Below are 23813 nucleotides of genomic sequence, written 5' to 3' on the forward strand. Positions count from 1 at the left end.
TCCCTATATAAAAAGTGTTTTTTGTGAAGAAATCACACTTTTTAGAATAGTATTGTTTAGTTGAATATGAAGGAAAGCGTCTGCGAGTTCATCGTATATTTTTTGATGAAAGTTAAGAAAATATGTAGGAAAATGATTGTATTAATTTATTTCTCGTTACTCATACCGTTTTTGTGCATAAAAAAAGCTACTGAATTATCCAGCAGCTTTTTCTCTGTTTTTATCTCCATGCTTTTGCTTTCTTATACTTGTAATGTAAATGAATAGGAAAGCAATAAGTAGTAGAGAGGAATAACGATATACAGTTGCGTAGTTTGTAAAATGTGCAATGAATCCAAATATAATTGCGCCAGCGCCAATGCCGAGGTCAAATGCTGAGAAGAATGTAGCTGTTGCGACTCCTCGTCGGTGCGGTGCTACTCGGTCGATCATCCATGCTTGTAGTGCAGGTTGAATCGCTCCAAAACCACTTCCGTAGCATGCTGCTGCAATAATTAAATTCGGAATGGTAGTTGTATACGACAATAAAATAATACCTGTAAATGTAATGATAACCCCTGGAATAATAACGAATGCATGACCTTTCGCATCGTATAACTTTCCAGAAAACGGACGAGTGACAGCGATTGCAAGTGCATTAAATAAGAAGAAGAGGCTTATATCAGCAATTCCGACTTCCGTAGCAAATAATGTAATAAAGCTCCCGATTCCGCCGTACATTAATGTAATACATAATATTAATAATGAAGGAAGTAAAGCTTTGCGTTCAATAAATCCATCGAGAAAAGTACCAGATGTTTGCTGTGGTGGTTGCGGCGATTTTTTGATTTGAAGTAGTTTCGTTAATATTAATGAAACAATTGTACATGAAAGTGCACATAAAAAAAGAATCGTGAAGTTATATGTTTGCATAAGCCAAAGCCCGATAAGTGGACCGAGCGCCATTGCAATCGTTCCAGAAAGGCCGAAATATCCCATGCCTTCGCCGCGGCGAGCTTGCGGAATTAAATCTGAAACGACAGTTCCATATGTAGTCGTTGTAATACCAAAGCCAGCTCCGTGTAAAATTCGCACGGCAAGCAATAGGAAGACGGTTGAAGCGAAAAGATAACTACCCATAGCGAGTAAACAAATAGCAGTACCGATCATTAAAATGATTTTTTTATTGAATTTTTGCAAGGCGTTTCCAGTTAGTGGTCGAACAAAAAGTGCCGCCACGGTAAACATGCCTACAACAAACCCGATATTAGAACTTGTGCCGCCAATTTCTTTCACATAAACAGGTAAAGTAGGAATTAACATTTGAAACCCTAAAAACATACATAAGTTTGCAAAAATTAAAGCGACAAACTCTTTCGTCCATAACGATTCTCGTTTTACGAGTATTGCTTCTCCCATATATTCATCCCCTATATAAAATTTTCTCTTTTCTTTCGAGTATATGTATTGGTCAATGTAACAGTCAAGGAAGGTGCCTTGAAAACGTATAACAATTTTCGAGGTGGAAAAACTGACAAATTTGTGTAAAAGCTACACAACTATGAAAAAAAGTTGTAAAGTATAGATGTATAGACTTGTAGTTGTTATGAATGATAGAAATTGTTTTTTCTTTAAAGAAAGCGGATTCAAAAAGTAGTGAATGAGAAGGGGATATATACTTTTTCACTACATATATTTGAAAAGGTTTACAAAACAATGAAGAAAGAGGCGTGTACATATGAGACGATTAGGTATTTCTATTTATCCAGAACATTCAACAGTAGAGAAAGATAAGGAATATTTAACATTAGCAAGTAAATACGGATTTACACGTGTATTCACATGCTTATTGTCTGTAGATGGAGAAAAAGAGAAAATTATAGAAGAGTTTAAAGAAACAATCTCTCATGCAAATGCATTAGGGTTCCAAGTATTAGTTGATATTAGTCCGTCTGTTTTTACACAATTAGGTATTTCATATAATGATTTATCTTTCTTCCATGAGCTAGGAGCGTACGGTATTCGTCTAGATGTCGGATTCTCTGGTTTAGAAGAATCGATTATGACTTACAATCCATACGGCTTAAAAATTGAAATTAATATGAGTAACGGCACGAAATATGTAGATAACATTATGAGCCATAGACCAAATCGTGAAAATTTAATTGGTTGCCATAATTTTTATCCGCATCGTTATTCAGGATTATCATACGATCATTTCATTAAATGCTCGAAACAATTTAAAGACTACGGTATGAGAACGGCTGCTTTTATTTCATCATTTGATGCAACGTACGGACCTTGGCCAGTAACAGAAGGGTTATGTACGTTAGAGCAGCATCGTGAATTACCGATGACAACACAGACGAAGCATTTATTTGCGACAGAATTAATTGATGATGTCATTATTGCGAACGCGTATGCATCAGAAAAAGAATTACAAGCACTAGGTGCATTAAATAAAGAGAAACAAACATTTGATATAGGATTATATGATACAACAACAGAACTAGAAAAAATTATCGTATTAGACGAGCCTCATTTTTACCGTGGAGATGTATCTGAATATATGATTCGCTCGACACAAAGTCGTGTGAAATATAAGAAAGAAGAGTTCAAACCGCATAATACACGCGAAATTAAACGCGGTGATCTTTTAATTGATAATGAACAGTATGGTCAATATAAAGGTGAATTGCAAATTGCGTTAAAAGATATGGTGAACACAGGAAAAACAAATGTAGTTGGCCGAATTGTGGAAGAAGAAATTTTCTTATTAGATTATTTACAAGCATGGGATAAATTCGGATTTACATTAAAGAAATAGATAAAATGAAAAAGGAAAAAACTACTGACTTCAGCAGCTTTTTCCTTTTTATATATAAATTGTGAGAGGAAGAGCTATGACAAAAGTGCATCAGCGATTAATTTCTATTTTAGAGGAGTTTTTAGAAGAGAAATCGATGTTAAATCGAGCTTTTTTAGCGAGCCGTTTACATGTATCAACGAAGACGATTCAAAAGGATATAAAATTATTAAATGATATATTGGAAGAAAACGGGGCGAAAATTGAATCGCAAAGAGGAACTGGATACGAATTAGAAATTATACAAAAGAAGAAGTTTGAAGAGTTTTGCGTGAGTTTATTTCAAAAACAGACAGAAAAGATCCCAACTTCTTATGAAGAAAGGATAGCGTATATCCTGCAACGTATTGTAACGTCAGAGGGGTATGTGAAGCTTTCACAGTTAGCAGAGGAGATTTATGTGAGTAAATCGACTGTAAATTTAATTATGAAAGATGTGACAGATATATGTGGTCGCTATCAATTACAAATTGAAAAGAGACCGTATTATGGTATACGTATTGTGGGAGAGGAGTTTCATATTCGTTCTTGTTTATCACAATATGCTTTACCGCGCTATGATCATACTCCGTTTCATGAGCAATTTGAGCAGAGGGATACATATTTATCGTTACCTCATATCCCATTTATCCGTTCGGTTATCTTAAAGTATATCGAGGGAGGTACGATATATTTATCAGATATTGAAATTGATAATTTAGTCATTCATATTGCAATTGCATTAAGGCGTTGTGAAGATCAACATTATATGAAAGGACTGAATGCGGAGCAATCAGAACTTATCATAAAGAAAGAATATACAATTGCGAAACAGATTGTAGGGGATTTAGAGAAAGAGTTGCATCTTTCATTTCCAGAAGAAGAAGTTTTATATGTGACGATGCATTTATTAAGTACTGCTGTTACAGCGAAAGATCGTTATGAAAATGTGGAAGAGCTATTAGGGAAAGATCTATATGCATTTATGCAACATATTCTTTTTAAAGTAGCGGAAGAACGGAATCTTATTTTTTATTATGATGAAGAATTATTATTTGGATTTGGTGTTCATTTAAAAACGTTATTAAACCGTTTGAAGTATAAGTTAAATACGAGAAATCCTCTATTGGCAGAAGTGAAAAAGAATTATCCGTATGCTTTTGAAATTGCAGTTCTTGTAGGAGATATAATTGGTGAATATACGGGAGAATCGATTCCGGAAAGTGAAATTGGTTATATTGCGATTCACTTCGGCGGAGCGATGAGTCGTTTACAGGAACAGAATCAAAAGAAAAGATGTTTACTAGTTTGTGCGACTGGTCAAGGAAGCGCTCAGCTATTGAAATATAAAATTTTATCACAGTTCCGAGATAAATTAGAGATTGTAGGTATTACAGGTTATTATCAATTGAAAGTAGAAGACATTTATAAAGATAAAATAGATTGTATTATTAGTACGATTCATATACCGAGTGGTTTGCCTGTGCCTGTTATAAAAGTGAACTCAATATTTGATGATAAAGAGATTAAGTCAATAGGTCAGCAGTTGTTTACGCATGTGAATATTAGTGTGCAGCAGTATATAAAGGAAGATTTAATCTTTTTAAATCATAGCGCTTCTACGAAGGAAGAGGTTATTCAGTTTTTATGTGAGAAAGCTGCTGAGAAAAACTATGTACCAGAAAACTTTTATGATTCTGTTATGGAAAGAGAAAATACATCTCCTACAGCCGTTGGGAATTTAGTTGCAATTCCACATCCGATGCAGTTATTAAGTGAGAAAACATTTTTGATGTTTTGTACACTTAATAAAGCGGTTGACTGGGGAGATAAGAAAGTACAAGTTATTATTTTATTTAGTGTAAAGCGCAATAATAATGAAGATTTACAAAAGCTTTATGATTTTTTATATGATATTATGTCTAGTCAAAGTGCGATAGAGAAATTAACTCAGGCTGGAATGATTGAAGAATTTCAAGAGATTTTACTATCGTTTTGAAAAAGTATATAAAAACTTCCGTTACACAACGGAAGTTTTTTATGTTTAATTGTATGCGTTTTCATAATAAAATAACAATATAGAAAAAAGATAGCTTGGGGGAATTTAAAATGCCTGATATGCAAACTCCATTTGCGTTAATTTTACATGGTGGCAATGCGAGAAGCGCGGCGCTTGAAGCAATTGCTTTTGCAAGACAAGGAGATTTTGAGAATGCGAGTGAAAAGATGAAACTTGCTAGTGAAGAGATTTCAGCAGTTCATCGCATTCAAACAGACTTAATTCAAGAAGAAGCAAGAGGAAATCATGCAGAAATCAGTTTACTGTTAGTGCATGCACAAGATCATTTAATGAATGCAATTACAGTGAAAGAACTTGCTGAAGAATTTATCACTCTTCATAAACGAGTAGAAGAGAAAGTGACAGTATAAGATGTACATTTTATTATGTTGTGCAGCAGGCATGTCAACGAGTATGGTTGTAAGAAAAATGCAAGAAGAGGCAATGGAACAAGGGAAGGATTATAAAATTAAAGCAGTTGATTCAGAACTTGTGAAACTGGAAATAAAAAATGCTGATGTTGTTTTAATCGGGCCACAGGTGAAGTATTTGTTTCCAGCGGTACAGTTTCTTGCGAAATCATACGATATACCGGTTGCAATAATAGAACAACGAGATTATGGGATGTGTGACGGTTTAAAAGTACTGAAACAAGCAGAACAATTAGTTTTAGCATAATTATATTTTTTTAAATATAAACATTATAATGTTATAACTTTATTTTGTTCTTTCGTAGTGAAGAGAAAGAGGAGGGATATTGATGAATGGTTTTATGAGTTTTATGGAACAAAAGATTATGCCAACAACGCAAAAGATTGCAGGACAACGACATTTATTAGCAATTCGAAACGGAGTTATTTCTACATTGCCGTTAACGATTGTCGGATCATTTTTCGTTATCTTTTTAAATTTACCAATTGATGCGTATATGGAGTGGATTGCACCATTTCGCCATATTTTAGATATTCCATTCCGATTCACAGTAGGTTTAATGGCGTTATACGCAGCATTTGGGGTAGGAGCTTCACTCGCAAACTTTTATCAGCTCAATCAGTTAAGTGCAGGATTGTTATCTGTACTCGCCTTTTTACTAGCATCAGTTGAACCAATTCAAATTACGAAAGCTGTACCAGGTGTTATTGATGCGGGAAGATATATTTCAGTAGGAACATTAAGTGCAACGTCTTTATTCGGCGCAATTGTTACAGCTTTAATTGCAGTAGAAATTTATCATTTTATGATTAAGCATAATATCTCGATTAAATTACCAGATAGTGTACCACCAGCAGTTGCAAACTCGTTTGCAGCATTAATTCCAACTTTAGTCGTTATTCTTTTATTCTGGGGTATTCGTTACGGTTTAAAATTTGATGTAAATACAACAATCACATATTTAATCGCACCACTAAAATCAGTATTAGTAGGAAATAATTTATTCGGCGGTTTATTAACAGTATTCTTAATCGTGTTCTTCTGGTCATTCGGTATACATGGCCCAGCGATTTTAGGACCAATTATTCGTCCGATGTGGGATTCAGCAATTCTTGAAAATATGGAAGTATTCACAGCTACAGGAAATGCACATCAATTGCCAAACTTATTTACAGAGCAATTTATTCAATGGTTCGTATGGATCGGTGGATCAGGCTCAACATTAGCTTTAGTTATTATGTTTATGTTCTCTAAATCTAAATTCCTAAAAGAGTTAGGTAGATTATCATTCGTGCCAGGTTTATTCAATATTAACGAACCGATTATTTTCGGGGCACCAATTGTAATGAACCCAATTTTAATTATTCCATTCGTTATTACACCGTTAGTGACAACGACAGTATCATATTTCGCAGTTGTTTCAGGCATGATTCCGCTCATGATGGCGAAGTTGCCATTTACGATGTTAGCACCAATTGCAGCGATTATTAGTACAGACTGGACAATTATGGCTGGTGTACTTGTACTTGTTAACTTTGTGATCTCATTCGTTATTTACTATCCATTCTTCAAAATGTATGAGAAACAGCAATTAGCAGGAGAGGAGAAAACAGAATGCTCGGAGCAATTATCATCTTAATTACATTCGTAGCGGGGCAGTGTATTGCACATTATTCAAAATGGGTACAAAGTAAATCTTTATTAGTGTTACTACTCATATCAATTTTATTTATCGGTAGTTCAATGGGTGCATATGTAATGCTAAGCTTACAATCACCGTACGTAATTATTGTACCAACGATTTTATGTGCCACATGTTTATCTGCAAAATATAGATTTACGAGCATGGCATTAATACAACGTGTGAAGGAGATGCAAAAGCATGGAGCGTAAATTAGGAATTTCACTTTATCCAGAGCATTCAACGAAAGAACAAGATATGGCATACATTTCGGCAGCGGCACGCCACGGTTTTTCAAGAATATTCACATGTCTATTATCTGTGAATCGTCCAAAAGAAGAAATTGTAGCTGAATTTAAAGAAATTATTAATCATGCAAAAGATAACAATATGGAAGTTATTTTAGATGTAGCTCCGGCAGTATTCGATCAACTCGGTATTAGCTATAGCGATCTATCATTCTTTGCAGAGTTAGGTGCAGATGGTATTCGTTTAGATTTAGGTTTTGATGGATTAACAGAAGCGAAAATGACGAATAATCCGTATGGCTTAAAAATTGAACTGAACGTAAGTAACGATATTGCATACTTAGAAAATATTCTTTCGCATCAGGCGAATAAACCAGCTTTAATTGGTTGTCATAACTTCTATCCGCAAAAATTTACTGGACTTCCGTATGATTATTTCATTCGCTGTAGTGAACGCTTTAAAAAACACGGTATTCGCACGGCAGCATTTATTACGTCACATGTAGCCGACATTGGTCCATGGGATATTAATGACGGATTATGTACGTTAGAACAACATCGTAACTTACCGATTGAAGTACAAGCGAAACATTTATGGGCAACAGGGCTTATTGATGATGTTATTATCGGAAATGCTTATGCGAGTGAAGAAGAGTTAGAGAAACTAGGAAACTTAAATCGTTACATGTTACAGCTAAAGGTACACTTTGTAGACGAAGCGACGGAAGTAGAGAAGAAAGCGACACTGCAAGAATTACACGTAAGACGCGGCGACATAACAGAATATATGGTACGTTCTACAGAAGTACGTAAAAAGTATAAAGACTATGACTTCCCAGTGCGCGAAAGTGTATTACAGGAAAGAGGGCAAGTTGTAATTGGGAACAACTCATTTGGTAAGTATAAAGGTGAACTGCAAATCATTCTAAAAGAGATGCCGATAGATGAACGGAAAAATATTGTCGGTACAATTGCAGAAGAAGAGTTATTCTTACTAGATTATGTAGGAGCTTGGACGCAGTTTACTTGTGTGGAATAGGGAAGGGCAGGAGAGGATGCTATGGCATCCTCTTTTTTCTGTTGTAGTTTATTGCTGCTAACAATATATCTTTTGGTTTAAGGGTTGGATGTGGTGTGGCTTTGAAATAAAGTCTGTAAAGGATTGTTTTAAACCAATCCAAGTTAACACAACTAGAATTTTAAATTAAGAAAATGGCTAATAATAATATTGTACATCTAATAAGAGCATGTTTATTTATCAAAACTGATGGTGCTAATTTAATCAAATATTTAGAGGTGAATAATATATAATTATTTAGTTAGCTTATTTACGTATTTTCAATGTTTAAAGATGGAGAATCTCCCTTTTTTAGAATGATTTATAATAATTCATTTAATTTATTATCCAATTTTAATGTAAACGTTCTTGTACTAAGCTTCTGTTCTATTGCTTCAAGGTTGGTATATAACTTTCTTTCTATTCAAATAAAAGTAGTTGCACGATGTTTTAAGTGTGTATATAATTCCTCATATAGTTTATATAATGTATATAAACTATATGAGGAATTATATTGAAATAAGTTTTCGATGATAATAAATGGAGGGGTGACCATTACTAATATTTTATAGAGAATTTGAAATTAGTAACTACTCAAAATGATGAAGTGTGAGTGGAGAGATTTTCAGATGTCAGGAACAATAAAGTGATACTATATTAGTTATGCAAATTGCTAGATGATTCCCCTTGTTATATTTTTAATTATATAATTGATTTATATTGCGTTGAGGGCATTTTCCTGAAGCCACAGTACAGGACATTATTTCAAATGTTCTTACAAAAAAATACAAAAGAGGTATTGGTATGCAAATAATTATTTCGAACAGTTCAAAGGAGCCGATTTATGAACAAATTACGAATCAAATCAAATCGTATATTTTAGCAGGTGAACTACAGGAGGGGACAGCAATACCTTCCATGCGTAATCTTGCAAAGGATTTACAAGTTAGTGTAATTACGACGAAACGTGCCTATGAGGAATTGGAAAAGGCGGGCTTTATTTATTCCATTGTAGGAAAAGGTTCTTTTATCGCAGAGCAAAATCTAGAGGTCATGAGAGAGAAGAAGCTGAAGGTCATTGAAGAACAATTGAGTGCGGTCATAACGAATAGTAAAGAAATTGGGATACCACTTGATGAAATACAGCAATTATTGAAGATTTTATATGAGGAGTGAAATGAATGGGAAATGTGGTTGAATTAAAAAATGTAACGAAGAAATTCAAAGATTTTTCCGTTGAAAATATTGATTTACAAGTGAAGCAAGGCTTTGTAACGGGATTTATTGGAGCAAATGGGGCCGGTAAGTCTACAATCATAAAAATGATGATGAATCTATTAAAACCGGATTTCGGAGAAGTTAAGCTTTTCGGATTGGACTACAAGACGCATGAGAAGGCGATCAAGGAACGCATTGGGTTTGTATACGATGAGAATGTATTTTTTGAAGGGCTGGACTTAAAAGATATAAAACGTATTGTTGCACCAGCTTACAAACACTGGGATGATACATTATTTTATCAATATGTTGAAAAATTCGAATTACCGCTAAATAAAGCGATAAAAACTTTCTCAAAAGGGATGCAAATGAAGACTTCATTGGCGATAGCACTATCACATCATGCAGAGCTAATTATTATGGACGAGCCGACAGCAGGCCTAGACCCCATATTTAGACGAGAGCTGTTGGATCTTTTACAGGAATCAATGATTGATGGTAATCGTACCATTTTCTTCTCTACACATATTACAACAGATTTAGATCGCATCGCAGATTATATTACTTTTATGCAGAATGGGAAATTAGTATTTAATCAGTCCATTCACGATGTAGTTGAAAACTATGCGCTCGTTAAAGGAGGATTGGATCTGCTAGATAGAGACACTGAAAGGGCATTTGTTTATGTTCATCGTGCTCCAACAGGGTTTGAAGCATTAACGGATAATATTAAAGAAGTGAAAAGTACTTTCGGGGATACAGTTGTCATTGAACGCGCCTCTCTGGAAGATATCATGTATTACTTTAAAGGGAGGCAGACCCCATGTTTAATTTAATCAGACGTGATGTCATACTACAGAAGAAACAGCTATTAATCTTTATTCCCTTTATCGTAATCTTTATCATTTTGGGCGTACCTCCAGTTTTGATTTTTCTGGTTGCCAGTATTTTTATTCCCTTTAATACATATGCTTACGATGAAAAAGTAGAGACAAATATATTATTAAATTCCTTACCTTACACACGTAGGGAAATTATCGCATCACGCTATATTGGCGCTATCGTATATATGATTCTATCCATTGGGGTGACAAGTTTAGTATTATTTACTTTCAATGAACCTTTTACGATTACTGATATTGCGATTGGCAGCGGCTTATTTTTATTATTTGTTGCGTTTACCTTCCCATTATTTTATATATTTAAACCAGGCTATATTACAACAGTTGTTCTCATAAGCTTTATTATTTTAACATGGATAGCACGGCCTATTGCATCGTTTATAACTGAACACTCAACAGTAATAACTGATTTTACTGTCAATTTATCTATCCCGGCTTTATATACGTTAGCGACACTTGTTATTGTGGGAGTCTATGTTATTTCTTGGGGGATTACCACAGCTATGTACCAGCGAAAAGCGTTCTAAGTGGGTTCTTTGTACCAACTGAAAAATTCAAGTGAAATTCGATTAGATGTATGATGCAAGAAGCAGCAATATTCTTTTTTGGGATATAAAGTTATATGACTGAAAGTGTAATAATGGTCCTTTAATAATCATTGGTCGACAGGGAGAAGTAAACTTTGAATCAATTTTTCTGGAGGTTGGTCCTACACGGGTTTCGATGGAGTTTTTATATATGCTGCTGGGCTAGATACTGATTGGGGCCTCTGGTGTAACGCATCTTAGATATTGAATTTTAATATAATACTTAAACATTAGAAATAATGTTATTCAAGAAAAGTACGCCATTCTTAAGTAAGGTGGTGTCTTCTTTTATTCAAGTATATTCTTGAATGAGGCAAGAAATTGTATGTATAATCTTTGAATTGCGATTTATTACGGGGAAAGTCATCATTTTCGTACACCTATCGATACGTACCTTGATTAAAATAAATATGTAATAGCAAGATAAATATAAAAGTGGAAATAACTTAATCAAAAGATGTTGTAAGTTCCTTATCTGAGGAGGAATGAGCCCTCTTATCTTGAGGCTATTCAAAACAAAAATGGGATGCGAACGCAAAGCCATTTAAGAATTCTCCCATCGCACCAAAAGGTGTAGAGCTTGTGCTTTTAATTGTAGATGTTTGATTGTATAGAAAAAGGGAGACTATGCTCTGGAAAGATTTACAGTAGAAGGAAGAACATTAATAATATTATTGTGGATTTAAAAGAAAATAGTACTATTTTACCCCTTTAGGCATTTTTGTTGAGAGGGGTGTTTTTATATCTAAAAGAAAAAGAACATCTGAAATTGAAAAGTAGATTAAACAAGGTTGGGTTTCAGAAGAGGTGTGAATTATAAAGCTATAGTTAAAGATTCAAGATATATCCAATAAGGTTGTTCAATTTATTTAAAAGAAATAAAAACAAGTAGGAAACATGAATTTTTATCGAATTTAAAACGAAATGAATTTCATTTGACTTATATTACCAGGTTAAGTTATTGTAAAATTGTATAAAGTTAAAATTTTTAAATAAAATAAATTCCGTAACGGATTTTATTTAAGGCGCTATACATTGAAGGGAGGTTTATTACATATATGCGTTTTATCACTATCTACATGTTAATTTTTAGATACCATTAAATGTGGGGATAAGTAGGGATATTTTATTGCTTATTATGTATTAAATACTTTGATCAGGAAGCTTAACAGCCTGTTACTAGAGGAAAATGACGAATTTTATTACTGGATTGCCCTTTTGATTGCTTTTCTTTTATTGCAGTAGTTTTAAAGACGTTGTATTGGATAGTGTATGAAAATTGTTTAAATGTAAATACCTTATATATTAAGGGAATTCTATAAATATATGTGTCTCCTTAATATTTCACATTAAAATATGATAATATACAAAACCTGAGTTTAAGATTAGTATATATTTCTTGTTCAATACAGAGATTCTAACAATAAAAGTAGAAGTTTACTTAATATATTTTTAGGGGTATACAGAATGGGCGTAATAATAACCAAATTAAAGTAATAATATATGAGGAGAGGGATATGAAAGATGGAAGATATACATATAAGTTCCAGTGAACAAAACGGGTTACAGCTACACCTATGTAACACAGATAAATTTAAGACAATTAGTATAATGTTGATGATAAAAGCACCTCTTCAAGAGGATTTAACTACCGCAAGAGCATTAATTCCTTATATTCTGAATGGAGGATCAATAAATTACCCAAATCGTAAGCTATTAAAACAAAAACTTGATGAGATGTATGGAGCCACTCTTTCAACAGATGTCCTAAAAAAGGGTGAGAATCAAATTATTGCTTTTAGAATGGAGCTACCTGCAGATAAATTTCTTAATGTATCTAACCCTTTGTTAAAATCATCTTTAGATTGTAACTACTCAGCTTCCTCAGACAAAAAAGCATGCTAAATACATGTTTCCAATTCGAAAACATGAAAAAAAATATGCCCATAAGAGAAAGAATCTAGATCGAATCGAGAATTTCTCTTATGAAATCGTGCAATTCCAAGGAACCGTTCCGGTTTCTATAACCTGACCTATCGCTTGTAAGACAGATTGTTTTTGTTTTTTCATGGTGCTTATAAAGCTTCGTATCTGACAAAAAGATTCTGCGCCTTTCTTACTTCGAAACGTTCCAGACACTTTCTGTTTGACTTTCGTCATTCGAATATCCCGTTCTGCTTGATTGTTATCAAATGGAATGTCTGGATGTTCTAAAAATGCTAGAATTCTGTCAGCATATTTGACGAAGCGATTCCATAAATTTTGAGCAGGCGTCTGTTTTCCTTTCTTTTTTGGTTCTGAAGAAAATACTTGTTTTTCTTTTAATATAGCTTGATAGGCAGTCGACAGATTCTCTTGCTCTGCTTTTGGCAGGAGTCCTTTGTATTGTTTTTTTAGCGTTAAGGCTTGCGTTAAAAACTCCTGCATCTGTTGTGCCCATTTTTCTCCGGTACTATCTATAATTCCTTGTAAATCTCGTAAGAGGTGGGCATTACATAATACGTGACGACAATCTGTATACGCATCATATGATTTCCAACCATCATGCATCGCGATTCCAGAAAAAGACGGCAAGATTTCTCCAGCATCCATTGCTTCTTTTCCGCGTTTTTGATGAATATGTTGCAATGTCACCTCCGGTGTACTGGCAGTATGTAACCATTGTGTTTTATTTTCTACACGCATACCGGTTTCATCAAAATGGACAACAGAAGACTGAAGGATCTGGTCTTTTACTTCTTGGAGAAAAGGCTGCAATTGAGCCGAAAAACTGTTTGTATGATTGACTAACGTTCCTTCACTGATAGAATGTCCAAAACAATCTTGAAAGAATTCTTTTGTTCTTTTTAAAGAAAGACACTGATAATGCGTTAAATAGGGGATTAGTCTTTTTATATTTGGACCATATTGAACAGGACGAGAGACAGTAGAAGGAAACTGGGATTCTTGAATAGAATGGCAATGTGGGCACTCTTTTTGTTCCACTTTATGTTCTGTTACTTCTATCTGGATAGGTGGTAAATCATACACTTGGCGAATGCGGTATCCTTTTACAGGCTCATGGTCTAAAGAAGTATAGCAACAAGTACAATAGGTAGGAGAATATGTAATTGTATGGTCTGGAGTCGCTGTCAAACCAAGAGTATGTCCTTTGTGGCCCAACTGGCCACCGGTTTGACGCTGGGATGATTTTCGCAAACTTTTTGTAATAGGCTTACGAAAACCATCTGTAGAGGGTGGTTTATGACTATTTGTAGAGTTTTTTTTTGAACGATTTTCTAATTCTTCTATACGCTCTTTTAAATTCTGTATTTGACTTTCTAATTGATGAACAAAATCGCAAATAGCTTGAGGTCCCTTTTGATAGACAGCTAGAATTTCTTGTTTTTTCAACATAAATACCACCTCCTTGTATGATATATCTAGTATTCACACAAAAAGTACATATCAGACTAGTAAATGAAAAAAGCCTCCGTGAGGAAGCTGAGTAGTTACTTTAGATTTATTGCACGAGGTTGTTTACAGTCCACTGCTTGAAAATGGAGTATTTAATTCCGCAATTGTTGAACAAGAGAAACGTTCATTAAAGCACCGACTTGCTTCAGTGTATAATGAGAAAATGCTATACGCCAATATTCGTTTGATAGAAGAGATGTTTAAAGATGAACCGTATCAACTGTCTGTATTTGGGAGAGAAGAAGATATTGCTTCACTTAATGCTGCATCTATTTATCAAGTATATGAAGAACTACTTCAAAACGCTTGTTTTGATTTATTCATCGTTGGTACCTTGAATGAGAATGAGATTAAATTAATGGTACAAGATGTTTTTTCTGAACAACATGACACCAAACTTATAAAGACGATTTCTTCAGATAGGAAAGCTGTAAATGGTGTCAAGATTATTCAAGATAAAATGGATGTGAAGCAAGGGAGACTTCTTTTAGGCTATAGAACTTTTTCGACAATACAAGATGAGGATTATGAAGCTACAAGGGTAGCGAACGCAATTTTTGGTAGGTTTCCATCTTCTAAATTATTCGTTAATTTACGTGAAAAGGAAAGCCTTGCTTATTTTGTACTTTCACAAATAGAAAGCAATAAAGGAATATTAACAACGATGGCTGGAATTGATTTTGATAATTATGAACGTGCAATTGAAATTATGAGAAAACAAGAGTATGCGATGAAAGAGGGGGACTTTACTGATGCTGAAGTTGAACAAGGTAAAGCGATGTTGATTAATCTATTCCTAGAAGCATACGATACTCCTCTAGGAATTATGGATATATCTATTCAATCGGTTGATAGTGGATTATCTAATAAAATAAATGATCAGATTAAAAGAATTCGTATGGTATCAAAAAGCGATGTTATTCGAGCTGCTAATAAATGGGAACTAGATACTATCTACTTCTTAAATAGAAAGGGATAAATAAAATGAATTCAATAATTTATAAGAAATTAGGAGAGACAATATATCAAGAAAAGCTCGCCAATGGTCTTGAAGTTTTCATACTTCCTAAGAAAGAGTTTCATAAAACATTTGCGACATTCACAACAAAATATGGTTCAATAGATAACAAATTCTCATCTCTAGGGAAAGAATGTTCCACTCAAGTTCCAGATGGAATAGCACATTTCTTAGAACATAAAATGTTTGAAAGTGAAAAGGGTGATGTTTTTCATACATTTGCAAAGCAAGGAGCTTCTGTTAATGCTTTTACAAATTTTACTCGTACGGCCTATACAGTATCAGCTACGTCTGAAATAAACAAAAATCTTATAACTCTTCTAGACTTTGTTCAAGATCCATATTTTACAGATGAAACGGTTGAAAAGGAAAGAGGCATCATTGAACAGGAAATAAAAATGTATGATGATAATCCGAATTGGCGTGCCCGATTTGGAATCTTAGAAAATATGTATAAGAGTCATCCTGTGAAAATTGATATAGCGGGAACAATAGATTCTATTAATCAAATCACTAAAGAGAATTTATACTCTTGCTATAATACTTTCTATCATCCTAACAATATGTTACTTTTTATTATCGGACCTGTAGTTCCTGAAGAAGTAATAAAGCTCATTCGGGAAAATCAAGGGAGAAAAACATTTCCAGACCCTGAAGAGATTCAACGCATATTCCCTAATGAAGATGCAAAAGTGAATAGAAGGTCAAGTATTATGAAACTTCCAGTTCAAATACCTAAAGTTTTTATTGGATATAAGGAAGCTAATCCTATGAGACAAGGTAAAGAGTTGCTTAAATATGAGCTATCTCTAAATGTTTTATTGGAGCTAATGTTTGGTAAGGGCTCTAAAGCGTACGAGAAGATGTATGATAATGGTTATTTGGATGAATCGTTTACTTTTGATTATACAAATGAAAAGTATTTTGGTTTTTCGGTAATTGGTGGAGGTAGCCAAGAGCCTGAAGAAATTATAAAAATTGTCAATGAAACTATCTTTGAGTTTAAGAAGGAATCAATAAAGAAAGAAGATGCACAACGTGTAATTAAGAAAGAGATTGGCAACTTCTTAAGTGCTATTAACTCTCCTCAATTTATCGCTAATCAATTTACACGCTATCGTTTTAATGATATGGATTTATTTGACGTTTTGCCAATGCTTGAAAATCTAACCGAAAAAGATCTTGAAGAAGTACTACATTTACATTTTTCTGATGAATCAAGAACAACGCTAATTGTAAAAGGGGAATAAAATAAATTACAAGAAAATTCTTGTATTAATACAAGTTATAGATAGGTTCAGAATCTAACCAAGTACTCAGTACTAAAATTGAATCCGCTTACGTATTAGTCGAGTAAGTGAGTGGCAAATTGTTAGACATCTAAAACTAACAATAAAAATATAAATATACAATATTATAATAATTGGTTTTATTGAGATTTTGGATAATAACTGTTTCTTATTTTCGGTCCATCGAAATATAAGGGGGATAATAAATTCTTTTTAATTAAAACATGATAGAAATATTCATAAATTTCTTCAAGGAAAGTGAAAGTAAGTATATAGCTTGATTTTTCAGACTCATTTTAAAAAAATATTGTAAAATTCAGTAAAAATATTGAAATAAGCTGGAATTCATATTATTATATATAATATATATATACAATATACAAAGAAAGGCGATGCAAACTCCAGTTTTTTACTATTTGTAAAAAACAGATAGTGATATGTAAATCCCATAGAATTGGTAAATTGGAAATTAATTTGGTGTTTTATTCCCATGACATTTTGATTTTTTATCGCTTCATATTACATATTGTATTAATGGCTTAGGCTTTAGTTTTCCCTGATAGCGATACTATAGTTATTACATTAGAAATAGAAAAATTGAGGAGGTAGATTCCATCCCGCTTCATAAAATGAACAACAAGCATTTTGTGATAAACTCAATAACCTTCAGTTTTATTAGTCCATCTAGAGTAGCACATTTATTTCTGTTATAGCATCGCAACCAGTTGGTTAAACATTCAATAATGAACCGGGCAGGTTTGCTCTAAACTAAAGTTTACTTAAAGAAAAAAGCGGCATTTTGATACAAACTTGTAGGTTTTTGGTTCTAGGAGAAGGTATAAGCACTTTGTAAAAATAACAGAGTCAAATACTAGAGTGCTCCTTATCCTTGGCCAGTTTTTAATTTTTAATCGTATATCTTGAAAGAAGGTGCTCCAATAGACAATATAAATAATAGATAAAATTCACCTAGAATTTCCTATCAAATAAATATGGGATAAAACAATCATATTTATAGATGAGGAAGCTACAATGCTAACTTGGATAAATTATAAAAAAAGATTTCAAATCAACTCGAATTTTTTTTGAAGCAATCTATTTATTATGACAGGAGTGAAACGATGTCAAACCTTTTAGAAATTAAAAACATTCAAAAATCTTATGACGATAAAGTTGTCCTAAAAAATATTACATTCAATGTGCCTTCAGGATCAATTGTTGGATTCATCGGTAATAACGGGGCAGGTAAATCAACAACATTTAAAACAGTACTAGGATTAATTTCTAAAGATGGCGGTACAGTTAAAATATTAGGAGAAGAAAATATAAATAAACATGCCAAGATTAAGGAAGAGATTGGGGTCGTATTTGATGCTATGAATCTACCGGCTCATCTTACAATAAAACAATTAAGTAAAGTTTTTGAAAAAATGTTTGAATCTTGGGACCAAGATAATTTTTATAGATTAGTTAATTCTTTTTCTTTACCTATAGATAAAAAGGTAGATAAATTCTCACGTGGGATGTCAATGAAATTGTCTATAGCTGTTGCGTTGTCGCATAATGCAAAATTATTAATTTTAGATGAAGCGACGGGAGGGCTTGATGCCGCATCAAGGGAAGAAGTGCTAGATGAATTAAAAAGTTTTGCGAGTAAGAATAACTGTGGTATATTACTTTCTTCTCATATTATGAGTGATGTAGAGAAAATAGCTACTCATCTTGTCATTATAAAAGATGGAGAAATTATATTAAATGAAGAGAAAGATAAGGTTTTGAAAAGCTATGCGATTGTAGATATTGAGGGAAAACAACTATCCTTAATCAACAAAGACATCATTGTGGCGAAAAGAAACTATGGATCTTATTTTAGTGTACTTGTATCAGATGTAAATACATTACCAAATGATTTTGTTTTTAGAAATGTCTCAATGGAAGAAATTAGTGTTTTATTAACAAGGAGTGAAAATAAGTGAGAGGTTTATTATTGACAAGCTATTACCTAATTTATCGAACTTTTTTAATGTTCATGGCAGTAGCTATATTGGGGTCTGGATTAATTTTTTATTTTGGAGATGCTTCAATGTACAATTTGATTGCTGTATGCACTATATTATTTGCGGCGATTCCTGCACTTGAAGTTGTTAAACATGAGAGTAAGTCTGGTTATGATAAATACGTACTTACTTTACCGGTTACTAGGGGTAATATTGTACAAAGTCACTACTTTTTCTATTTTTTAGTTGTAATTATTGGTACTTTATTATCATGTGGCATATTTTATGTATATGGTTTAATTTCAGGTGCAACAATCGATGATAGTATATTTAAGGGCATTTCTTTGGGGATTTTCATAATCCTTAATGCAGGTGCAATATCTTATCCACTCCTCTATGTTTTCGGTGCAGAAAAATCTGATGCTATTACAATTGGAAGTGCATGTGGGGGCCTTCTAGCATATTTTGGATTGCAGGGCGTGATTGGATATCTAATAGAACAATTACCACTATCAAACTTAAGTCCAGTTATATATATTTCAATTCTATATACAATATTTGGTGTTATCATATATATTCTTTCTTTTCTTATTTCTATACTTATATATCATAAGAAAGAATTTTAATATGTAAACAAAATATATTTACTCTTATTGAAGTGGCATTGGTTGTAAGTAGATACTTAGTCAGAAGAGAAATCAAGTATTGGTGTGAAGGTGCTATAACTAATATAATTTTAGCTATAGCACTTACGATAATAATGGATTATTTATAATAAATTGAAAAATAAATATGTTAATTAAAATTAAATAACGTGCTAGTAAAATCAGAGTGTTTTAGCGGATTTTCTCTTAATATGGTTGAATTTTTTAGTTTTACAGCCAAGATATCATTTATGATCATCTTTTGCAGAAGCTAAACAATAATTATAGATAGCTAAATGGAGGTCTTTTTATGGAAGGTAATATGCTTTATCATCGCTACTTAAAACCGAATTCTGAATATTACGGTAAAATGAGTGAGAGAGAACAGGATTCTATATACGAACTAAATGACATTCCTGATACATATGCTGTTATATTAAACAATGACTCAGTTTGGAAGCACTATCATGTTAAGGGCTCAATACTCCCAGAACAGGGGTGGAAAATTCATGTAACTTCATCATTAGAAGATTCAAAGAGTGTACTAGATAAGGTAGCAAGGTTATGCATAGATAAGAAGATTGAGTTCAAGCATCTTAAGAATAAAGATAGTTTTATGAAGATGAATTCGAAAAATGCTAATCGTGCTTCTTCTGGGAAGTTTATAACAATATACCCTAAAAATAACGAAGTCTTTGTTGAATTGTTAGAAATGATTTCTTCAGAAATCCAAGATTTTAAAAAAGGACCTTATATTCTTAACGATAAGAGATGGAAAAATAGCAATGTATTCTATAGATATGGAGGATTTAAAGGTATCATTAATAAACATGGAGAGCATTGTATTAGGGATGAGAAAGGTAATTTAATTAAGGATCAAAGAAACCCCTTTTACCAAGTGCCTGAATTTGTGAAAGACTTTGATGATTATCTGAATACAATTAATAATTCTGGAGATTTGGAAACCCAAGGTGAGAGTAGACTTGAGCAATATAAGATTGAAACAGCACTTAGCTTTAGTAATGCTGGTGGGGTATACCTTGCGACTCGAAAGAAAGATAACTTGAAGGTAATTATTAAGGAGGCGAGACCGAGCGCCGGTTTAGATGGGGCGGCTCAAGACGCTTTAGCAAGGCAAAAAATTGAGTATGATGCTTTGAAAAAGCTTAAAGATGTGCCTGGTGTTGTTAACTTGATTGATTATTTTCAGGAATGGGAACATTATTTTCTCGTAGAGGAATTTATTGAAGGGCGAGACTTAAGACAATGGATTGCCCAAGATTTTCCGTTCTTTAGAGATAGTAATAGTATGAGTAATCATGCTGAAAATGTAAAAAAAATACTGTTACAACTGTTCACTCTAATAGATGGCATGCATAATAATGGGATTGCTATGGGTGATTTACAACCAGCAAATATAATGGTAACTGAGGAATTAACTGTTAGGATAATAGATTTTGAAACTGCTATGCCTGTAAAATCTGAAGATAGACCTACTCTGGCAGCAATTGGATTTGTTTCACAGGAAATGAAGGTTAGTGGTGCAAGAGATTGGTTTGGATTTAAGAAATTGATAAGGTATTTAGCGCTTCCGTTACTGTCTTCAGAAGATTTAGAGGGTTATTTACAATATAATCACCTTAATTGGATAAAGGAGAATTATGGAGAAGAATTTTATAGTTTTATTTTGAATTTACAAGAGCAATGTGATAAGAGAATACAGGATTATCAAACATATAATCCTAAAGAAATTAACCTAAGTGATCAGATAAGTGATTTTGATTTAACTTCTATTATTAATAAGTTATTAATAGGTGTTGAGAATAATTTAACAAATGATGAAAGGTTTATTAATGGTGATATTCGTCAGTTTGAGATGAATGGAGGGAAATTTAATTTTTTAACAGGAGGAAGTGGAGCTGCCTTTGCACTAACTAAAAATAGCTCTAGCAGTACAGAAATAGATAAATGGATTCAAAGTGTTTTGTTGAATAATCTTTCTCTAATTAAAGAAACTGGATTATTTACTGGGAAAACAGGCATATTGGCTTTACTTTACGACAGAGGTTATAAAGAAGTTGTCATAAACGAGTTGAATAATTTAAAGGATAATAGTAACAAAAGTGATATTTCTTTGCGATCAGGCCTTTCTGGGATAGGTATATTCATTATTAGCTTATACTTGGAAACTAAAAATACTGAATTTTTAAATTTAGCAGAAGAGTTAGGTAGTTTAATTGAAATAAACAGAGTTAAAAATGAACCCCTAAGAGTTAATGATTGGATGGCGGTTGATATAGGCTTAATTGATGGACTATCTGGTGTATCCCTGTTTTATTCAGCACTTTATTCGGCTACCCATAATAAAAAGTATCAAGAAAAGGCTGAGGCATTACTAAAAAAAGATTTAGAATCGACAAAAAAAGATGATGTAACGGGTGTATTACAAACAGTCGATAATAAAAATCGCCTATTGCCATACCTTTCTGGAGGCTCTATTGGAGTTGCTATTTCAATTTGGTTTTTAAACCATGTGAGTGGACAAGACCTTTATAGAGAAGAGATGGATGCGATTTTAAAATTATCAAAGACACGTTGCACAATTAGTGGTGGCTTATTTGATGGCGCAGGTAGCTTCATGTTACTTCCTGTTATGGTTAAAACCGATAAAGAACGTAAGATGATCCTTAATGAGGTATTGAATTTACTTAATCTCTTTTTAATTGAGAAAAAAGGTTATTATGTATATCCAGGGCAATTTTCTTATAGATTATCCGATGATGTTTATACAGGTAGTTCAGGAATAATTTTAGCATTAATGGGAGTAGTCAAAGATAATCCAATCTATTGGTTACCTTTGATAAATTCAGATGAATTTTTAGCGAGAACAAAAGCTAAGGAATTATCAGTAACTAGCGGACAAATTTAATAAATGCCTTTAATCAAATAAAGGAGGTGAACAAGATGAACGCAGTATTAGAATTACAAAAATTAGCGAATGACACAGACGGAAAAGGTCAAGCGGCGGATGCGACGATCACTACAGTGACAGTAACATCAACTAGTATTTGGGCTTCAACAGTAAGTAATCATTGTTAAATGAGTATTCAGTTAATTACATATAATTCAACTGAGATGAAAAAGATGAATACAGTAATTGTTATTTGAGACTAACTCAAAATAACAATTACTAATTACCCCTTGTTTGCTTAGTTGACCCCCAGCTAAGCAAACAATGATTTCTTTTACTATACTTATAAACTATAAAAAAATCAATAGAAGGTGAACGAGATGGAAAAGTTATTAGAAATAGCAAAAAACCCTGAACCATTTGAGAAAGGAACGCAAGAAATTTGGCTTGATCCAGATAGAGCTGACCTTGTTTTGAAGTCTCATTTTGATGAGAATATTCCTGGTGGGAGTAGGGAGAGCAGTTTTATTGATGGAACTGTTGATTTTATTAATAAGATTGCACCAGTAGAGAAGTTTAAAAAGGTTATTGACTTAGGTTGTGGCCCAGGACTCTATTCTCAAAGGTTAGCAATACAAGGGTACGACGTTGTTGGTGTAGATTTTAATGAAAAATCAATTGAATATGCAATTAGTGATGCGAGAAAGAAGGGTTTAACTATAGATTATAGGATTGAAAATATTACTAACATTGAGAGTCAAAATGAGTTTGATCTTGCTCTACTTATTTATCAGATTTATAGTGTCTTTAGTCCAGAGGATAGGAAAAAAATTCTTAGCAATATCTATCGTGGTTTAAAACCTGGTGGGTTAGTTCTTTTAGATGTGTTATCAGATGCTGGTTATGAAAACTTCCAAGAGAATTTAATGTGGTCTCTATCTAGAAAAGATAATTTATTTTCGGATAGGAAACATTTAACTTTATACGCTGCATTTAAATACCCTAATAACGTTACTTTGGCAAAAAATGTTCTAGCTTTTGGTGATGGCGAGATAGTGAATTATAATTATTGGAATCAACATTTCAGTATTGAAAGTCTAGAAAAAGAAGTGAATGATGCTGGATTTACTCTTCAAAAGGTGTATGCAGATGTTAATGGGGGAGATTACGTAATCGATAGCGAGTCCTTTGCGGTAGTTTTAAAGAAGAAATGAAAAAAGTGAAAATTATCAGTTAATTACAAGGGTATAGAATATGTATTTTTCTCAACTAGAATTTTAAATAGGACTTTCGATATTACATTTATATCTAAAACGAGTGCATTTAATGGTTAAGAATCGTTAGAATCCAGTGTTAGCCATAATAGATGAATAATGCAATGCTTATGCTAACACTGAATCCTAAAGTAAAAAGGTATTAGTATCCTATGAAAATATAAATTTTACATATATATTATAAGTGTTTAATAAGCTGCATAAAAAAACTGTGAA

Annotated in this window: 20 protein-coding genes; 18 read left to right on the plus strand and 2 right to left on the minus strand. The window is 33.0% G+C overall.

The features are described 5' to 3' along the window. Positions 1–195 precede the first annotated feature (195 nt). Positions 196–1398 (minus strand): MFS transporter, encoded by a 1203-nt coding sequence (locus QCI41_RS22305; protein WP_046957276.1) that lies wholly within the window; start codon positions 1396–1398, stop codon positions 196–198. 319 nt (positions 1399–1717) lie between these two features. Here QCI41_RS22305 and QCI41_RS22310 point away from each other — a divergent pair, with 319 nt between their 5' ends. The 11 genes from QCI41_RS22310 to QCI41_RS22360 all read left to right on the plus strand — a co-directional run bounded on the left by QCI41_RS22310 (position 1718) and on the right by QCI41_RS22360 (position 12913). Then, a complete protein-coding gene (locus QCI41_RS22310) occupies positions 1718–2806 on the plus strand; it encodes a DUF871 domain-containing protein (RefSeq protein WP_353836661.1) in 1089 nt (362 codons plus the stop codon). A 76-nt stretch (positions 2807–2882) separates the two neighbouring features. Beyond that, complete coding sequence (locus tag QCI41_RS22315) at positions 2883–4823, plus strand: BglG family transcription antiterminator (protein WP_353836660.1); 1941 nt, start codon at positions 2883–2885, stop codon at positions 4821–4823. Between the two features lie 110 nt (positions 4824–4933). Next, positions 4934–5254, plus strand: coding sequence for a PTS lactose/cellobiose transporter subunit IIA (locus QCI41_RS22320; protein WP_353836659.1), 321 nt, complete (start codon positions 4934–4936; stop codon positions 5252–5254). Position 5255: 1 nt separating this feature from the next. After that, positions 5256–5561, plus strand: a complete 306-nt coding sequence (locus tag QCI41_RS22325; RefSeq protein ID WP_353836658.1) for a PTS sugar transporter subunit IIB — start codon at positions 5256–5258, stop codon at positions 5559–5561. A gap of 82 nt (positions 5562–5643) precedes the next feature. Further along, positions 5644–6954 (plus strand): PTS sugar transporter subunit IIC, encoded by a 1311-nt coding sequence (locus tag QCI41_RS22330; RefSeq protein WP_001013048.1) that lies wholly within the window; start codon positions 5644–5646, stop codon positions 6952–6954. Next, complete coding sequence (locus QCI41_RS22335; RefSeq protein ID WP_000900028.1) at positions 6930–7208, plus strand: hypothetical protein; 279 nt, start codon at positions 6930–6932, stop codon at positions 7206–7208. Before QCI41_RS22330 ends, QCI41_RS22335 begins: the two co-directional genes overlap by 25 nt. After that, the gene (locus tag QCI41_RS22340; RefSeq protein ID WP_000440088.1) at positions 7198–8283 is read left to right on the plus strand and encodes a DUF871 domain-containing protein; all 1086 of its coding nucleotides are present in this window, start codon (positions 7198–7200) and stop codon (positions 8281–8283) included. Before QCI41_RS22335 ends, QCI41_RS22340 begins: the two co-directional genes overlap by 11 nt. An 822-nt stretch (positions 8284–9105) precedes the next feature. Beyond that, positions 9106–9477 carry a GntR family transcriptional regulator gene (locus QCI41_RS22345; protein ID WP_075396495.1) on the plus strand — a complete coding sequence of 124 codons (372 nt, stop codon included), beginning with the start codon at positions 9106–9108 and terminating at the stop codon, positions 9475–9477. 5 nt (positions 9478–9482) lie between these two features. Further along, complete coding sequence (locus tag QCI41_RS22350) at positions 9483–10355, plus strand: ABC transporter ATP-binding protein (protein WP_075396496.1); 873 nt, start codon at positions 9483–9485, stop codon at positions 10353–10355. Further along, positions 10343–10948, plus strand: a complete 606-nt coding sequence (locus QCI41_RS22355) for an ABC-2 transporter permease (RefSeq protein ID WP_098225441.1) — start codon at positions 10343–10345, stop codon at positions 10946–10948. Before QCI41_RS22350 ends, QCI41_RS22355 begins: the two co-directional genes overlap by 13 nt. 1584 nt (positions 10949–12532) lie before the next feature. Beyond that, positions 12533–12913: a hypothetical protein gene (locus QCI41_RS22360; RefSeq protein WP_353836657.1), complete on the plus strand. Its 381-nt coding sequence runs from the start codon at positions 12533–12535 to the stop codon at positions 12911–12913. 78 nt (positions 12914–12991) lie between these two features. Here QCI41_RS22360 and tnpC read toward each other — a convergent pair whose 3' ends face one another. After that, a complete protein-coding gene (tnpC, locus tag QCI41_RS22365) occupies positions 12992–14404 on the minus strand; it encodes an IS66 family transposase (protein WP_353836078.1) in 1413 nt (470 codons plus the stop codon). Positions 14405–14513: 109 nt separating this feature from the next. On the opposite strand from tnpC, the gene yfmF reads away from it, so the two are divergent. The 7 genes from yfmF (at position 14514) to QCI41_RS22400 (ending at position 23537) form a co-directional block, all read left to right on the plus strand. Beyond that, positions 14514–15443, plus strand: a complete 930-nt coding sequence (gene yfmF / locus QCI41_RS22370) for an EF-P 5-aminopentanol modification-associated protein YfmF (RefSeq protein WP_353836656.1) — start codon at positions 14514–14516, stop codon at positions 15441–15443. Between the two features lie 5 nt (positions 15444–15448). Then, entirely contained in the window at positions 15449–16732 is a 1284-nt protein-coding gene (yfmH, locus tag QCI41_RS22375; protein WP_353836655.1) for an EF-P 5-aminopentanol modification-associated protein YfmH, read from the plus strand. Positions 16733–17892: 1160 nt separating this feature from the next. After that, positions 17893–18747, plus strand: a complete 855-nt coding sequence (locus QCI41_RS22380) for an ABC transporter ATP-binding protein (protein ID WP_101169204.1) — start codon at positions 17893–17895, stop codon at positions 18745–18747. After that, a complete protein-coding gene (locus QCI41_RS22385; RefSeq protein WP_098225447.1) occupies positions 18744–19394 on the plus strand; it encodes an ABC-2 transporter permease in 651 nt (216 codons plus the stop codon). Before QCI41_RS22380 ends, QCI41_RS22385 begins: the two co-directional genes overlap by 4 nt. Before the next feature lie 328 nt (positions 19395–19722). Further along, on the plus strand, positions 19723–22341 hold the full coding sequence (lanKC, locus tag QCI41_RS22390) for a class III lanthionine synthetase LanKC (RefSeq protein WP_353836654.1): 2619 nt from the start codon (positions 19723–19725) through the stop codon (positions 22339–22341). A 35-nt stretch (positions 22342–22376) separates the two neighbouring features. Next, positions 22377–22511, plus strand: a complete 135-nt coding sequence (locus tag QCI41_RS22395; protein WP_170924637.1) for a class III lanthipeptide — start codon at positions 22377–22379, stop codon at positions 22509–22511. 192 nt (positions 22512–22703) lie between these two features. Then, a complete protein-coding gene (locus tag QCI41_RS22400; RefSeq protein WP_098225451.1) occupies positions 22704–23537 on the plus strand; it encodes a class I SAM-dependent methyltransferase in 834 nt (277 codons plus the stop codon). Positions 23538–23813 lie beyond the last annotated feature (276 nt).

This window comes from Bacillus cereus group sp. MG4 (genome assembly GCF_040460055.1).
Taxonomy (GTDB): Bacteria; Bacillota; Bacilli; order Bacillales; family Bacillaceae_G; genus Bacillus_A; species Bacillus_A wiedmannii.

Excerpts from the sequence above, each read along its gene's own strand:
- QCI41_RS22320 (WP_353836659.1), top strand. The coding sequence starts at position 4,934 with ATGCCTGATATGCAAACTCCATTTGCGTTAATTTTACATGGTGGCAAT.
- QCI41_RS22345 (WP_075396495.1), top strand. The coding sequence starts at position 9,106 with ATGCAAATAATTATTTCGAACAGTTCAAAGGAGCCGATTTATGAACAA.
- QCI41_RS22380 (WP_101169204.1), top strand. The coding sequence starts at position 17,893 with ATGTCAAACCTTTTAGAAATTAAAAACATTCAAAAATCTTATGACGAT.
- tnpC (WP_353836078.1), bottom strand. The coding sequence starts at position 14,404 with ATGTTGAAAAAACAAGAAATTCTAGCTGTCTATCAAAAGGGACCTCAA.
- QCI41_RS22395 (WP_170924637.1), top strand. The coding sequence starts at position 22,377 with ATGAACGCAGTATTAGAATTACAAAAATTAGCGAATGACACAGACGGA.
- QCI41_RS22340 (WP_000440088.1), top strand. The coding sequence starts at position 7,198 with ATGGAGCGTAAATTAGGAATTTCACTTTATCCAGAGCATTCAACGAAA.
- QCI41_RS22335 (WP_000900028.1), top strand. The coding sequence starts at position 6,930 with ATGCTCGGAGCAATTATCATCTTAATTACATTCGTAGCGGGGCAGTGT.
- QCI41_RS22325 (WP_353836658.1), top strand. The coding sequence starts at position 5,256 with ATGTACATTTTATTATGTTGTGCAGCAGGCATGTCAACGAGTATGGTT.
- yfmH (WP_353836655.1), top strand. The coding sequence starts at position 15,449 with ATGAATTCAATAATTTATAAGAAATTAGGAGAGACAATATATCAAGAA.
- QCI41_RS22355 (WP_098225441.1), top strand. The coding sequence starts at position 10,343 with ATGTTTAATTTAATCAGACGTGATGTCATACTACAGAAGAAACAGCTA.
- QCI41_RS22400 (WP_098225451.1), top strand. The coding sequence starts at position 22,704 with ATGGAAAAGTTATTAGAAATAGCAAAAAACCCTGAACCATTTGAGAAA.
- lanKC (WP_353836654.1), top strand. The coding sequence starts at position 19,723 with ATGGAAGGTAATATGCTTTATCATCGCTACTTAAAACCGAATTCTGAA.
- QCI41_RS22350 (WP_075396496.1), top strand. The coding sequence starts at position 9,483 with ATGGGAAATGTGGTTGAATTAAAAAATGTAACGAAGAAATTCAAAGAT.
- QCI41_RS22305 (WP_046957276.1), bottom strand. The coding sequence starts at position 1,398 with ATGGGAGAAGCAATACTCGTAAAACGAGAATCGTTATGGACGAAAGAG.
- QCI41_RS22315 (WP_353836660.1), top strand. The coding sequence starts at position 2,883 with ATGACAAAAGTGCATCAGCGATTAATTTCTATTTTAGAGGAGTTTTTA.
- QCI41_RS22330 (WP_001013048.1), top strand. The coding sequence starts at position 5,644 with ATGAATGGTTTTATGAGTTTTATGGAACAAAAGATTATGCCAACAACG.
- QCI41_RS22310 (WP_353836661.1), top strand. The coding sequence starts at position 1,718 with ATGAGACGATTAGGTATTTCTATTTATCCAGAACATTCAACAGTAGAG.
- QCI41_RS22360 (WP_353836657.1), top strand. The coding sequence starts at position 12,533 with ATGGAAGATATACATATAAGTTCCAGTGAACAAAACGGGTTACAGCTA.